This window comes from Nocardiopsis exhalans, from assembly GCF_024134545.1.
GTDB classification, from domain to species: Bacteria; Actinomycetota; Actinomycetes; order Streptosporangiales; family Streptosporangiaceae; genus Nocardiopsis; species Nocardiopsis exhalans.
The window spans coordinates 3395023-3409037 of sequence record NZ_CP099837.1 but is presented as its reverse complement, the minus strand read 5'-3'; the positions used below and the strand labels follow the sequence as shown (position 1 = coordinate 3409037).

Annotated in this window: 12 protein-coding genes and 1 pseudogene; 6 read left to right on the top strand and 7 right to left on the bottom strand. The window is 66.3% G+C overall.

What is annotated here, in order from left to right; genetic code table 11:
- The first annotated feature begins 52 nt into the window (after positions 1–52).
- Genes arfA through mmsB form a run of 4 tightly spaced genes read left to right on the top strand, consistent with a single transcriptional unit; the run spans position 53 to position 5546 of the window.
- Positions 53–1576, top strand: a complete 1524-nt coding sequence (gene arfA, locus NE857_RS14980; RefSeq protein ID WP_254421546.1) for an arabinosylfuranosidase ArfA — start codon at positions 53–55, stop codon at positions 1574–1576.
- Positions 1577–1606: 30 nt separating this feature from the next.
- Positions 1607–2698 carry a multiple monosaccharide ABC transporter substrate-binding protein gene (gene chvE / locus NE857_RS14975; RefSeq protein WP_254421545.1) on the top strand — a complete coding sequence of 364 codons (1092 nt, stop codon included), beginning with the start codon at positions 1607–1609 and terminating at the stop codon, positions 2696–2698.
- A complete protein-coding gene (locus tag NE857_RS14970; RefSeq protein ID WP_254421544.1) occupies positions 2695–4272 on the top strand; it encodes a sugar ABC transporter ATP-binding protein in 1578 nt (525 codons plus the stop codon). Before chvE ends, NE857_RS14970 begins: the two co-directional genes overlap by 4 nt.
- The gene (gene mmsB / locus NE857_RS14965; protein WP_254421543.1) at positions 4269–5546 is read left to right on the top strand and encodes a multiple monosaccharide ABC transporter permease; all 1278 of its coding nucleotides are present in this window, start codon (positions 4269–4271) and stop codon (positions 5544–5546) included. The genes NE857_RS14970 and mmsB overlap by 4 nt, the downstream gene beginning before the upstream one ends.
- A 526-nt stretch (positions 5547–6072) precedes the next feature.
- Here the strand turns inward: mmsB and NE857_RS14960 are convergent.
- The 3 genes from NE857_RS14960 to NE857_RS34705 form a co-directional block, all read right to left on the bottom strand.
- A complete protein-coding gene (locus NE857_RS14960) occupies positions 6073–7071 on the bottom strand; it encodes a DNRLRE domain-containing protein (RefSeq protein WP_254421542.1) in 999 nt (332 codons plus the stop codon).
- A gap of 781 nt (positions 7072–7852) precedes the next feature.
- Entirely contained in the window at positions 7853–8275 is a 423-nt protein-coding gene (locus tag NE857_RS14955; RefSeq protein WP_254421541.1) for a hypothetical protein, read from the bottom strand.
- 287 nt (positions 8276–8562) lie between these two features.
- Positions 8563–8745 carry a hypothetical protein gene (locus NE857_RS34705; RefSeq protein ID WP_435873527.1) on the bottom strand — a complete coding sequence of 61 codons (183 nt, stop codon included), beginning with the start codon at positions 8743–8745 and terminating at the stop codon, positions 8563–8565.
- A 493-nt stretch (positions 8746–9238) separates the two neighbouring features.
- On the opposite strand from NE857_RS34705, the gene NE857_RS14945 reads away from it, so the two are divergent.
- Together NE857_RS14945 and NE857_RS14940 are read left to right on the top strand one after the other, a co-directional pair.
- Complete coding sequence (locus NE857_RS14945) at positions 9239–10066, top strand: helix-turn-helix domain-containing protein (RefSeq protein WP_254421540.1); 828 nt, start codon at positions 9239–9241, stop codon at positions 10064–10066.
- Entirely contained in the window at positions 10059–10235 is a 177-nt protein-coding gene (locus NE857_RS14940; protein WP_184362528.1) for a DUF397 domain-containing protein, read from the top strand. Before NE857_RS14945 ends, NE857_RS14940 begins: the two co-directional genes overlap by 8 nt.
- A gap of 602 nt (positions 10236–10837) precedes the next feature.
- Here NE857_RS14940 and NE857_RS14930 read toward each other — a convergent pair.
- From NE857_RS14930 to NE857_RS34700, 4 genes and pseudogenes are all read right to left on the bottom strand, one after another.
- Complete coding sequence (locus NE857_RS14930) at positions 10838–11110, bottom strand: hypothetical protein (protein ID WP_184362525.1); 273 nt, start codon at positions 11108–11110, stop codon at positions 10838–10840.
- 406 nt (positions 11111–11516) lie between these two features.
- The gene (locus tag NE857_RS14925; protein WP_184362522.1) at positions 11517–11990 is read right to left on the bottom strand and encodes a hypothetical protein; all 474 of its coding nucleotides are present in this window, start codon (positions 11988–11990) and stop codon (positions 11517–11519) included.
- A gap of 470 nt (positions 11991–12460) precedes the next feature.
- A complete protein-coding gene (locus tag NE857_RS14920) occupies positions 12461–13129 on the bottom strand; it encodes a transposase (protein WP_254421539.1) in 669 nt (222 codons plus the stop codon).
- A 412-nt stretch (positions 13130–13541) separates the two neighbouring features.
- Positions 13542–13874 (bottom strand): annotated as a pseudogene (locus tag NE857_RS34700) (transposase); the annotation flags it as partial.
- Between the last annotated feature and the right edge of the window lie 141 nt (positions 13875–14015).

Sequence of the window (14015 nt, the reverse complement as noted above, 5' to 3'; positions counted from 1 at the left end):
CCAGGGGCCCGGTTCCACACCGGCCGGGCCCTCCCACCAACCGAGGAGACCCATGCTCAACGCCTCACTGCACGTCGACACCGCCGACCCCGTCGCCCCCGTCCACCGGCGCACCTTCGGATCCTTCGTCGAGCACATGGGCCGTTGCGTCTACACCGGCATCTACGAGCCCGGCCACCCGGCCGCCGACACCCACGGCTTCCGGCGCGACGTCGCCGACCTGGTCCGCGAACTGGGGGTGAGCACCGTCCGCTACCCCGGCGGCAACTTCGTCTCCGGCTACAAGTGGGAGGACGGGGTCGGCCCCCGGGAGCAGCGCCCCGTCCGCCGCGACCTGGCCTGGCACAGCATCGAGACCAACCAGTTCGGACTCGACGAGTTCATGACCTGGTGCCGCGACCTGGGGATCGAACCGATGATGGCGGTCAACCTCGGCACCCGGGGCCTGGCCGAGGCCCTGGACCTGCTGGAGTACTGCAACCACCCCAGCGGCACCCACCTGTCCGACCAGCGGGTCGCCAACGGACACCCCGCGCCCCATGACATCCGCATGTGGTGCCTGGGCAACGAGATGGACGGCCCCTGGCAGATCGGCAACCTGGACGCCCGCTCCTACGGGCGCAAGGCCGCGCAGGTGGCCCGCGCCATGAAGACGGCCGACCGCGACCTGGAACTGGTGGTGTGCGGCAGCTCCGGGTCCTCCATGCCCACCTTCGGCGAGTGGGAGGCCACCGTCCTGGAGGAGACCTACGACAGCGTCGAGTACATCTCCCTGCACGCCTACTACGAGGAGCACGACGGCGACCTCGGCTCCTTCCTGGCCAGCGCCACCGACATGGACGCCTTCATCGACTCGGTGACCGCCACCGCCGACGCCGTGGGCGCCCGGCTGCGCAACCCCAAGCGCATCCAACTCTCCTTCGACGAGTGGAACGTGTGGTACCTGAGCCGCCACCAGGCCGAGGCCGCCGTCCAGCCCACCGACGACTGGCGGGCGGCACCGCGCGTCATCGAGGACCAGTACAACGTCGCCGACGCGGTCGTGGTCGGCAACCTGCTCATCAGCCTGCTGCGCCACAGCGACCGCGTCACCGCCGCCAGCCAGGCGCAGCTGGCCAACGTCATCGCCCCGATCATGACCGAACCCGGCGGCCCCGCCTGGCGGCAGAGCATCTTCCACCCCTTCGCGCTCACCGCGCGCGCCGCCCGCGGCCAGGTGCTGCGCACCCGCCTGAGCTCGCCCGAGTACGGGACCGAGCGGCACGGCACCGTGCCCGCGCTGGACGCCGTCGTCACCCACGACGAGCAGGACGGCAGCACGTCGCTGTTCGTGGTCAATCGCTCCACCGACCAACACCTGACCCTGGACGCCGACCTGACCGGCCTGGCGCCCGGGTCGGTGACCGACGCCCAGACGCTGTCCGACGAGGACCCCTACGCCGCCAACACCATGGACGCCCCCGACCGGGTCGTGCCCCGGCCCGCCAAGGACGTCCGGTTGGAGAACGGTCGGCTCACCGCGGTGCTGCCGCCCGTCTCCTGGTCCGTCATCACGCTGTCCGCCGCCAACGGCTGAACCGGCCCCTTCCAGGAAGAAGACCTCACGATGCCACGTCCACCACGCACATCCCTGACCGCCGCCCTCACCACCGGGGCGCTGCTCCTGACCGCCTGCGGCGGGGTCGGCGACGCCGCCCGCACCGACGGCGAGAACGGCGTCATCGGTATCGCCATGCCCACCCAGTCCTCCGAGCGCTGGATCAACGACGGCGCCAACATGGTCGCCGAGTTCGAGGACCGCGGCTACGGCACCGACCTGCAGTACGCCGAGGACGTCGTCCAGGACCAGATCTCCCAGATCGAGAACATGATCACCCGGGGCGTGGACGCCCTGGTCATCGCCTCCATCGACGGCGAGGCCCTGGGCGACGTCCTGGACACCGCCGCCGACAGCGGCATCCCGGTGATCGCCTACGACCGCCTCATCATGGGCAGCGAGAACGTCGACTACTACGCCACCTTCGACAACTTCGAGGTCGGCGTCATCCAGGGCCAGTACATCGTCGACTCCCTGGACCTGGAGAACGAGGACGGCCCGTTCAACATCGAGCTGTTCGGCGGGGCACCCGACGACAACAACGCCTACTTCTTCAACGACGGCGCCATGTCGGTACTGCAGCCGCACATCGACGACGGCACCCTGGAGGTCCGCAGCGGCCAGACCGAGATGGGACAGATCGCCACCACCCGCTGGGACGGCTCCGTCGCCCAGTCCCGGATGGACAACCTGCTCAGCGCCAACTACTCGGGCGAGGACGTGCACGCGGTCCTGTCACCCTTCGACGGCATCAGCCTCGGTGTGATCGAGTCCCTGCGGGCGGTGGGCTACGGCACCGACGCCCGCCCCCTGCCGGTGGTCACCGGCCAGGACGCCGACCTGTCCTCGGTGCGGTCGATCATCGCCGGGGAGCAGACCCAGACCGTCTTCAAGGACACCCGCGAGCTGGCCGCGCAGACCGTGGACATGGCCGAGGCGGTCCTGGCCGACGAGGAGGTACCGGTCAACGACACCGACACCTACGACAACGGGGCCAAGGTCGTGCCCTCCTTCCTGTTGGAGCCGGTCTCGGTGGACCTGGAGAACTACCACGAGGTCCTGGTCGGGAGCGGCTACTACGAGGAGTCCGAGCTCGAATGATGAGCGCTGACACCGAACCCGCCGCCCCGGGGCCGCTGCTGCGCATGCGCGACATCCGCAAGGAGTTCCCCGGGGTGCGGGCCCTGGACGGGGTGTCCCTGGACGTGGCCCCCGGCAGCGTGCACGCACTCATGGGGGAGAACGGGGCGGGCAAGTCCACCCTGATGAAGGTGCTGAGCGGCGTCCACCCGGCCGGTTCCTACACCGGTCTGGTGGAGGTGGACGGCGAGCCCCGCGCGTTCGCCGACGTCGCCGCCAGCGAGCGCGCCGGGATCGCGATCATCCACCAGGAACTCGCGCTCATCCCGCAGCTGTCCATCAGCGAGAACGTGCTGCTGGGCCACGAGGTGACCCGCTTCGGCGTCATCGACTGGGGTGCCACCCACGCCCGCGCCCGCGAACTGCTGCTCCGGGTCGGCCTGGACGAGAACCCGGCCGCGCCGGTCTCGACGCTGAGCATCGGTGCCCAGCAGATGGTGGAGATCGCCAAGGCGCTGGCCAAGGACGTGCGGCTGCTGATCCTGGACGAGCCGACCTCGGCGCTCAACGAGACCGAGAGCGACCGGCTGCTGGACCTGCTGCTGGACCTGCGCGCACAGGGTGTGGCGTGCGTGCTCATCTCGCACAAACTCGGCGAGATCATGCGGGTCAGCGACGAGGTCACCATCCTGCGGGACGGCCGCACCGTGGAGACCCTGGCGGTGGAGCGCGACGCCGACGGTCGTCCCTCGGTGGACGAGGACCGCGTCATCCGCGGGATGGTCGGCCGCGACCTGGACCAGCGCTACCCCGACCGCGAGGGGGAGATCGGCCCGGTCCGCTTCCAGGTGCGCGACTGGACGGTGGACCACCCCGCCCAGACGGGGCGGCGCATGGTGCAGGGGGTCGACCTCGACCTGCGCGCCGGCGAGGTCGTGGGACTGGCCGGGCTCATGGGCGCCGGGCGCACCGAGTTCGCGATGAGCCTGTTCGGGCGCTCCTACGGCCGCTACGTCCGGGGCTCCCTGCTGCGCGACGGCGAGGAACTGCGCGTGCGCGACGTCACCGAAGCCATCGCCGCAGGGGTCGCCTACGTGCCCGAGGACCGCAAGTCCCTGGGGCTGGTCCTGGACGACGACATCCGGCACAACACCACGCTCGCCGCCCTGGGCCGCGTCTGCACCCGGGGCGTGATCGACCCGGGCCTGGAGACGGTGGAGGCCCAGGCCATGAGCGAGCGCATGCGGGTGCGCAGCCACGGCGTCAACCAGACGGTGCGCACCCTCAGCGGCGGCAACCAGCAGAAGGTCGTACTGGGCAAGTGGATGTTCACCCGGCCCGAGCTGCTGATCCTGGACGAGCCCACCCGCGGCATCGACGTGGGCGCCAAGTACGAGATCTACCTGATCGTGCGCCGCCTGGCAGCGGAGGGCGCCTGCGTGCTGCTCATCTCCTCGGAGCTGCCGGAGATCCTCGGCATGTGCGACCGCGTCTACGCCATGTGCGAGGGGCGCATCACCGGCCAGGTGCCCCGGGCCGACGCCGACCAGGAAACCCTGATGAGACTCATGACCCGAACCGGGGACCCGACGTGAACGACCTGACCCGAAACCCCTCGCGCTCCCGCCTCCGAGAGCTGTTCCAGGGCAACACCCGCCAGTACGGCATGGCCATCGCCCTGGTCGCCGTCATCATCCTGTTCCAGGTCCTGACCGGCGGACTGCTGCTCACCCCGCTCAACATCACCAACCTGATCATGCAGAACTCCTACATCCTGATCCTGGCGATCGGGATGATGCTGGTGATCATCACCGGGCACATCGACCTGTCGGTCGGGTCGGTGGTGGCGTTCACCGGGGCGGTGTCGGCGATCATGCTGACCTCCTGGGGGCTGCCGACCGTGGTGGTCGTCCCCCTGGCCCTGCTGCTGGGCGGTCTCATCGGCGCCTGGCAGGGGTTCTGGATCGCCTACGTGGGCGTGCCCGCGTTCATCGTGACCCTGGCCGGGATGCTGATCTTCCGCGGAGCCACCCTGGCGGTGCTGGGCGGGGAGTCCATCGCCCCCCTGCCGCAGTCGCTGCGGGTCATCGCCAGCGGGTTCCTGCCCGGGCAGAGCGACGGACTCCATCTGCCCACCCTGGCCCTGGGGCTGGCCGGAGCCGCGGCGATCGTGTGGATCCAGTGGCGCACCCGGGCCCGTTCCCTGGCACGTGACCTGCCGGTTCCCCCGGCGGCGGTCACCGCGGCCGGTTCGACGCTGGTGGTGGCGGTGATCGTGGCCTTCACCTACACGGTGGCCAGCCACAACGGCCTGCCGCTGGTGGGTGTGCTGCTGGTCGCGCTCATCGCCGGGTACGCGTTCGTGATGCGCTCCACCACGATGGGGCGGCGCGTGTACGCGGTGGGCGGCAGCGAGCGGGCCGCCGCGCTGTCGGGTATCCGCACCAAGCGCACCACGTTCTGGGTGTTCGTGAACATGGGGGTGCTCTCGGCGCTGGCCGGGCTCGTCTTCACCGCCCGCCTCAACGCCGCCACCCCCGGCGCGGGCACCATGTTCGAGCTGGACGCCATCGCGGCGGCCTTCATCGGCGGCGCCTCCGCCGCGGGCGGGGTGGGCAGCGTGATCGGCGCGGTCATCGGCGCCCTGTTCATGGGCGTGCTCAACAACGGCATGTCGCTGATCGGCCTGGGCGTGGACTGGCAGCAGTTCATCAAGGGCCTGGTGCTGCTGTTGGCGGTGGCCTTCGACATCTACAACAAGCGCCGGGTGGGCGGCTCCGCGCCGATCCTGCCGGGGCTGCGGTGGCGTCTGCGGCGAGGCGGCCCCGGGCGGGGCGGCGAACCCGACCGGGTGTCCGGCGGGACCTGACCGGCCTGAGCCGGTAGGCGCGGCGGTGACCTCGGACCCGCGACTCCAGGCAGGGTCGCGGTCACCGGCGTGCACGACAACTGCTTCAGGACCGTACCGGTGGCCTCGGCCTGATTCCGAGCACGCGCCCTGATCCACCCAGGAGGCAGCACGACACCCGCGTGCCCGGTTCACGGCACGCCGAGGAGCGATCCGGCGTCAGCGCTCCGGGAACCCCTGTGCGGTGCCCATGCGCACAGGGGTTCCCGGCCGCAGCGCCCTCCTGAGGCGCAGCCCCCTTCCGGCTCTGCCTCAGGCGTTTGCGGTATCGGGGACGGACGCTTCTCCCACCGGCGCGGAACCGTGCCCTCACCGCAGGCGGCCACCCTGCTCCGTGGCCGGTGCTGCCTCGGCACGGTCCCTCGGCCGTTTCCGGGCACCTCGCCGCCGTGGCGCTCCGGAACCGACCGGCCCTACCCCTCGGGCCACCGCCGATGCGTCCTCCGCCCTACCGGAGGACGTACCGCGAGAGAGGCGCCGTCGTCCGTCAACCGTGATCCCGTGGTCGGTGAACCCGAGTGCGTTCTCCGACCGGTGTGCGGGCCGGAGGTCCCCTGGCCTGCAGATCCATGGCCCCGTCCCGTTGCGGGTGGGCGTGCGAAGCGCTCGGGGAACCCGCCCCTTCCCCCCGTAGGTCGGGGACCCGACCGTCCCCGGCTCGGAGCCGGTCACTGGAGGCGGGGACCTGAACTCGGATGTCGGAGGCTCCCCGGACCCCCGGGTCCGCGTTTCCGGGGAGGGCGCCTCCCAGGTCCGTGCCTGCCGGGACTGTGTCGCCGGAAGGGGCGTGGCCTCCTGCGAACGTGAGCGGGGAGGGGCCCTGCGCACCGTACCGGGAGCGGTTCGGGGTACCGGTCGGATCAGAGCCCTCGGCCGGGACCCGCGACGTGCTCTGGTCGACCGTCAGTACCGGCGGGTTGTCCTCGACGTCGAAGCGGAGCCAGGCCGTGGTCCCGGACTCGTCGCGTTCCCCGAGGCGCAGGTCGATGTGGGGTTCTCCGTGGTCCACGGCCCACTGGTAGGCCTCGGTCACGTCGAACTCGACACCGCCGCTCACCGGGCAGGCGGCCCGCCCGCCCCTGACCCTTCGCGTGTCGAGCAGGGCGTGGGCCGTCGGCTGATCGTTCCAGGTGGTCCCGCCGTCGAAGGGGTCGACCCGGTGCAGTTCCAGGAAGGAGTCGCTGTGGCAGTCATAGGACCAGGCGACCTCGGTACGCAGCACGGCGGAGTCCACAGCGGCTCCCGGGCCCGACTCGACCGGGAACCGGAACAGGGCCCTGCGGGTGTAGACGCGGTCCCACACGAGGCGCCCGGTACCCACGCTGGCGATCTCGACGCCATGGTGGGCGCTGTCCGGAGAAGCTAGGTCAACGTAAGTCCACAGGGAGCTTTCGGTCTCGGTCCGGCCCTCGCCGAAACGTGCGGGGGCGGGAGTGCCGTCGGCGGCAGAAGTGTCATCGGTCCTGGTCAGGTTACGGTCTGCCACATCGGCAGGGAGGATCCCGCCAGGTTCACCGCTCCGCTGCTCGGAGGCGGCCGTGCCGCCGGTGGCGGCTGAGGCATCGTCGTCGACTGCGGCAGGAGCAGCGACCCCCATCGAAAGCACGAGGGTGTAAGCCACACAAGCCGCCGTCGCGCGGGTCAGGGAACGACGCATTACGGGTGGTGCCTGCACATTCTAACTACGACCGAAAAGAAACCCGGATGGGGCATCAATGCCCCGCTCCAACCATCAGTAATTTACCCAATTCCCACCGGCGCCTACAAATTCCTCCAGTATAAATGCAGTCCAAAAATATAGTTAGCGCCATCTGAAAAACCGGCGCCAGAGAAAACCGTCTGGCCAGGCCGAATGAACCCGGGACCGCAACCCTCTTTATCCGGCGGCCACCAAATACAGGTTCATATCAAACCGAAACCTGGTAGCCCGAATGGGGATGCCGCGCACCCGCATCGGCATCGCCCACTCATAGATAAAGACAGCCAGAATTCCGAACAGGGGTGCGACCCAGATGACCGCTTTCAAGAAACCTTGGCTGGACGGGGACGGGTAACTCGAAGGACAGGCCTTCCCGTGAAGACTCCTCCAGGCGAGCGCGCCGGGACCCGATACGGGGCGTGGTCTGCGAGAGCGACTCAGACCTGACTCACGAAGCAGGGAATCGGGGCGATGCGACCTACGGCACCGCCCCGAGACGAGAAGTGTGTCCTCAGGTGGCCAGGCTCAACCAGGTGCGCACTGCGGCGGCCAGGTCATCGGACTCCCCCTACGCTTGCACCACCAAGGAGTGCTCCCTGCTGGGGCGAGACCGCTCCGCGTCGTGGAACAGGTACGGGCGCACCCCGCGCACCCCGTCGTCGTCCACACACCACCCCTGCTCCGAGGGGTGCGGCCGCCGGGGTCGCGGCACCCGTACCGGCCCCGGCTCAGGTTGGGGTTCGCCCTCCCGAGCGGCGAGTTCGGCCACCGTCCTGCCCCGCGTCACGGCAGAGGAAGCGGTCAGGGCCTTGGGGGTCGCGCGGCGCTCCAGCACCAACCGGCCCTCGCCCCTGGGACGGTCGATGCTGCGGCGCGGTGCGACTTCGAGCGGGCTGCACAGCACGGCGGCCAGGACCGCTCCGAACAGCCACCGCACGCGCTGTCCCCAGCCCCGCACGGGTTTGCGGTGCCTACCAGTAGGCTTCTGCACGGATCTCCTCCTGCTCATTCAGGTGGGGATGTCAGCCCCGGCCCGGTGTTCGCCGCACCGCGTCGGGGCGCCTCCACTTCTGGGTCCTTCTTCGTTACTCGGCATGGTCGGGTGTCTGTGGCCCCGAGGTTGCACGCCGCCCGGGGCTGCGCTTCCCGTCCATTCCACACAGGGCCCACGGCCCTGGATCCCCCGCTGGACACGCCGTTCCCGCGAGGGGTGGTCGATGTTCGCTTGGGTGAGCGAGGTGCTCCAACACCTGTCGGCCACAAACCGGCCACGGGTTTTCAGGCGGCCATCCGGGTTCGACCGGATCGGTCGAAAGCGGCACGAACCATCAACCCGCCGTCGGGCTCGCGGGTAAAGTCCCAGTACAGGGCCATCGCGTCCACCAGGGCCAACCCGTACCCGCCCTCGACGAGCAACCCGTCAGCCCCGCACAGCCCCTCCACCGGGCGCGCCTCGGGCACGGTGGCCTCCGCACCGGGGCGGGGTCCGTCGTCGGTGACGCGAAGCAGGAACAGCCGCCGTCGCCGCTCGATCTCGATACACGCACCCGCCCACCGGGCAGCCCCGAAGCGCTGTGATTCAACGCGTTGGTGTGCAGCTCGGAGAGCGAGACCAGGAGCGGGTCAGCGCTGGCGGGGGTGGTGCGGGCCACGTGGGTGGCCCAGCTACGGGCGGCCTTGAGGTGCCAGAGCTGGTGCCCGCACTCCAGAGAAGCCTGCTCGGGGTCTGTGCAGCGGATCCGCCGGGGCAGGTCGAGGGGCGGCCGGGTGGGAGTCATGGAATCCACCGGTTCCTTTCGTTGTCGCGCTGGTGGCTGCGGGCCCGCGACAGCAAGGGTGTGGCCTGGGGCAATGGCATGTGAAGGCTGCTCGGAGAGCTCACGAATCTTCCACAGGCGCTTGGAATTCTCTGGAATCCCCCACAGGGCGTCGCCCCTTGTGTTCCTATGGCTACATGCACACGGACGAACGGGATCTGAAGGCATTCGGGCGGGAGCTACGCAGGCTTCGAGTAGAAGCAGAGCTGACCCAGCAGGCCCTGGCACGAAGGATCAGCCAGCGAGGCACGACCATCAGCGATTCACACCTGTCCGACGTCGAGAACGGCCGAGCCATGGCGCGCCCCTGGTTGAGGAAGTTCCTGGACGAAGTCCTTGAAAGCGACGGCAGGCTGGACAAGCTCTGGGAGGAGCTCACGGGCTCCGGACGCCAGGTGTGGCTGCACGAAGTCACCAAACGAACCCACGATGCCGACGCCCTGTTCGAGTACCAGCCTCTGGTGTTCCCGGTTTATCTCCAGACACAGGAGTACTCGTACGCGCTCATCCGATATGGAGCACCGTGGCTTTCCCAGGAGCAGGTCCTCGCCCTGGCCAAGGAGAGGAACGACCGGGCGAAGCGTATGGCAGAGGCCACGTCTCCGGTGATCTGGCTGATCATCGACCAAAGCGTGCTCTGGCGACGCTACGGCTCCCCGCAGGTACAAAAAGAGCAGTTGGCGTATGTAGCCCATCAGATCGAGCGTGAACGGGTCACCGTGCAGATGCTTCCGATCCGGGCACCACGGCACGCGGGGACGTCGGGGCCCAGGCGGATCATCACCACAGCAGAAGAACCCGAGGTGGCGTACATGGAATCCGCTGAGGAGGGCCGCATCATCTCCGGCTCAGCGGACATCAACCGGAGCCGTATGGTGTTCACTGCTCTACAGGGAGCCGCCAGGGACCCACAGGAAACACTGCAGGCCATCTACGACGAGATGAAGGCGATTGACAATGAGTGACTGGCACAAGAGCAGCTACAGCGGCGGAACCAACGAGTGCGTCGAATCCCGGGAGCACGAGACCGGAGCCGACGTGCGAGACACCCAGAACAGAGAGCTGGGCCACCTGACCTTCACCCGCACGGAGTGGAACGCTTTCGTCGAGGCCACTCTCCACAGCCACCGGTAATCCGTTACGCGACGGCCTCGCCGCTCTCCAGATAGAGCGTGGTCTCTTCACGACGTGCACGATCCCCTTGAGTAATCCTTCGAGCGAGCCGGGGGATCGTTGCCATCCCAACCTCGGCCACCTCATGGAACCCTTATCCCGCCAACTCGTCTTGGTCGAGGACGATCCGGTCCAGCCAGTACTGGTCGAGCAGTCCGCCGTCAAAGACGAACAACTGTTTACCCCCTCCGATGGCGTGAGTGCCCAGTCCACGACCAGCAACCGCCCGATCGGCGGGGCGACCCCCAAATCTTCCTTCACCTCACGCGCCACGGCCCGAGTCGGGACCTCCCCGTGCTCCATGTACCCGCCAGGGATCTCCAGGTAGTCCTTGTAGGCCGGAACCACCATCCTCGCCCTAAGAATTATCAAGTTCAGGCAAACTCCTGCGTTATGTAGAAACCCATAGGAATTTTTCCTTCAACTACTTTCCAAACAGGGGATCGCTGCACCAGGCCGAGCCATTCATCGAAAACAATCCCATCCCCGCGGAACCACCAGGAACTGTGACTTTTAAGCGACCGAAGGTCGGCATCGGAAAGGTACCGATACTCAAATTCAACCTACAAGTAGCCTTCATGCTCCACCTCTGCGCCAACCAGTTCCATCTGACGCACAAAACCCAACGTGAACGTAGACTCAGAAAACCAGTTCACTTCGCAATATTGAAAAAGGAATCCATCTGAGTCAGGACCAGACGGGACATTAAACTCAATCTGAGCGAAATCACGAATAGCTGCCACCGCATCCTGCACAGATGATATCCATCCATCCGATCTCGGCTGATCAATAATGTCTTTCGCCATGCTTAATGCAGAGCCGATTGGCTGCTTCATTATTCATCTCGCCCTGCCACTTTAAGAAGCTTCCTGCCTTGCTATAGCACGAATTCACACACCGCTCGTAGGACGAACCAGAAGCTAGCGGATCGGACGTGTTTGAGTATAGCGCACCCGCCCAAGTAAACCCCGGGAGTTAAACCTGGTCGAGGCGCTTCAGTCACGAATAAAGAACCATCTGGAAAACCGTACGTTCAGCTTTGAGGATCCGGAGAATTCGCTGCGGTTACATCTGCCCCCGACCCAGCGGCGCCCGGGGCTGCCTCTCGGTCCCACCTGATTTATGACTGAACTGAATCCTGGCCTATCTAACCGAAATTCTTCTCGAAGAGGAGCAGAAGAACTGATCAGCTTTGACGCACCCCACCCACAAGGGAGACCGCTTCAGAGCCAGCCCAAGTCATTAGTCCGTGTGAAAATCAGATGAACTCAGCAAGAGAATTCCAGACAAAGTGAAACCCGAAACCTCCTCAATATAAGGTCTTTCCTCCTCCCTGGCCGCACAGAATGTAACATGGCCGGTAATAATCGATTCATCATAGAGAGCCGGGGAGATTGATACATAGGCGACAGCTGGCGGAGATCCGGGAATCTCGCCCAGATCAAGGAGGGCCCTCCGAGCAAAGGAATACGCCCGCCGAAACAATGACTCAGCCAGGAACTCCCCTTCCTCGATATCAAAATCAGGAATCGACCTACCATTAACTGCGGCTTCATAGCCAGTAACATCAGAGAATTTCGAAACAATACCCGAGTAGTCCTCACGAAAACGCTGGAGCACCCAGGCACCATTAGCCTCTGCACACCAACCAGCATCCAGAACTTCCTTGTGAAACTCGGTCATATCACCATCAGAAATCGAGTCAACGATACTCATGTCAACCATCTCACTGAGAAGTGAGTTGTAAATCATCCGCACTCGCCACCCCAAAACAAACATGACATGATTAGACCCCACCCAAATTTCACCAAAAATGACTGCACCCACCCCACCCTCTTCATGGAGCCATATCAACCACCCCTTTCCCAAAGCCCAGGAATATCCCTTCGCATGTTATCGAAAGCCACACTGAGGCCTTCCCAAAGCAACGTGACCCGGAAAACCGGTTCAAGTTCATGAAAGAGACATAAGTAGACACCGGGGAATCACCCCACACAGACGCAAGGCCCCTGTTAGGACGGTTCTCACCACAAGATCGGTCGTAGAGTTCCTCGCTCGGCTCCTGGAGGTTTATTCATAAGCCTCGAAGTATCGAGTGAAGAAGTACAGACCGATGATCACGGACAGGGCCTCACTGAACTTGGCCAGCGGAGCGCGGTAGCGGGTCTGGAGCATGCGCCAGTTCTTCAGGTGGGCGACAGCTCTTTCCACCGCGGCTCGAAGCTGTTGATCACGGTGTTGTTGGCCTCCTGCTCCGGGGAGAGATCTCCGCCCGGAGGTTTCCTGGCCGGTGAGATGTCCACGTGGGCTTGGTAGCCCTTGTCACCCAGGGTGCTGTCCAGGTCGGCGATGAGATCGGCCAGACCGCTGGCGGTCAGGGCGTGGGCGTCATGGCGTGATCCGGGCACGGGCACGGGACCGATTGCGGCGATGTCGCCTGCGGGTGTGCAGGCGATCTGGAGGTTGAAGCCGGTGGTCTGGTGTTTTCCTGAGTACATGCCTTCGGCGTGCTTCCAGTCCCAGGTGGGGGCGAGGGTGCCATCGACCAGGACGGTCGATCCTCCTACGGTTTCGGTGGGGTCCAGGACGAAGGCGGCGAGTTCGGTGGCGATGAGTGGGCGGAGCAGATCCCATCGGCGGCTGACGGTGGGTTGGGAGACGTTGAAGAGGGCTCCGGCCAGGTCTTGGGTGAGGTTGTGGCGGTGCAGGGCCGTGACCAGGGCGACGGAGGCGTGCAGGCCGATCGCGGCAGGTCTACCGCCGGGCCGGGCGAGAGGGCCGAGTTTGTGGTGGATACGGGCGGTGAGCTCGGTGAGTTGTTCGGGTGAGAGTCCGGTTATACGCTGCAGGTCCAACGGCTTCTTCGCGGGTCTGGTTTTGGTTTGGTAACCCCAGATTTCAGCGGAGGAGCCGTTGCTGTGTCTTGGTAACGCGGAAACTCAGCACGTCTGCATGGTGGGTCATTTCATCGGATGATCGGACTTCATCTCATCATGGAGCTTGTGAATAAGCCTCCTGGTCGCGCACTGCCGAGCCGTCGGCACCCCGAAGGGTCCCAAGTCCTGACCCCATTCCTGCAAACGGCCTTCGCCCTACGCTGGTTCCGGGAAGCCGGATGCGCGTACCGCCTAGCATGCGATACGCGCATCTCTCAGGCCACCGGCTACCGCCACTTGCACGAAACCATCGATGTCCTGGCCGATCATGCCCCGACCCGCACCACGTCCTCCAACACTGCCAGGCCCAAGGCATGGGCCACCTGATCCTGGGCTCTACACTGGCGTTCTCGGCCTCCAGCTTCAACCGGCCCGCGATCTGGCGGGGTGTGCGGCCCCGGCCCAGGTCGGCCAGGACCCGCTCACGGACGATCGCATCGGTGTCGATGCGGCGCTGCTGGGGACGGGACCGGCGGGTCCTGGCGCGCTGGTGGGCGGTGGTGGCCCGGTAGCCGCGCTTGCTGGTGTTGCGGTCGATCTCCCGGCTGACCACGGACGGGTTCCGGTCCAGAGCACGGGCGATGGAGCGTACGCCCTCACCCCGTGTGTGTGCGAGCGCGATCTCCTCGCGATCCTCCAAAGTGAGCGTCCGTCGTGTCCCCATCGGCAACCCTTCTGACCTGCGGTGTTGCTACGACGGTATGACACCACCCACGGGCGTTCACCTCGTGCTGGCATCGGTTGGGGGAGCTGCCCGCGTTCAGATGAGGCGGGCCTGCCCCGACGAGCAGCAGGAGGGAGGAAG

Coding starts and splice junctions, on each gene's coding strand:
- arfA (WP_254421546.1), top strand. CDS start 53: ATGCTCAACGCCTCACTGCACGTCGACACCGCCGACCCCGTCGCCCCC.
- chvE (WP_254421545.1), top strand. CDS start 1,607: ATGCCACGTCCACCACGCACATCCCTGACCGCCGCCCTCACCACCGGG.
- NE857_RS14970 (WP_254421544.1), top strand. CDS start 2,695: ATGATGAGCGCTGACACCGAACCCGCCGCCCCGGGGCCGCTGCTGCGC.
- NE857_RS14945 (WP_254421540.1), top strand. CDS start 9,239: ATGCACACGGACGAACGGGATCTGAAGGCATTCGGGCGGGAGCTACGC.
- NE857_RS14940 (WP_184362528.1), top strand. CDS start 10,059: ATGAGTGACTGGCACAAGAGCAGCTACAGCGGCGGAACCAACGAGTGC.
- NE857_RS14930 (WP_184362525.1), bottom strand. CDS start 11,110: ATGAAGCAGCCAATCGGCTCTGCATTAAGCATGGCGAAAGACATTATT.
- NE857_RS14925 (WP_184362522.1), bottom strand. CDS start 11,990: ATGAGTATCGTTGACTCGATTTCTGATGGTGATATGACCGAGTTTCAC.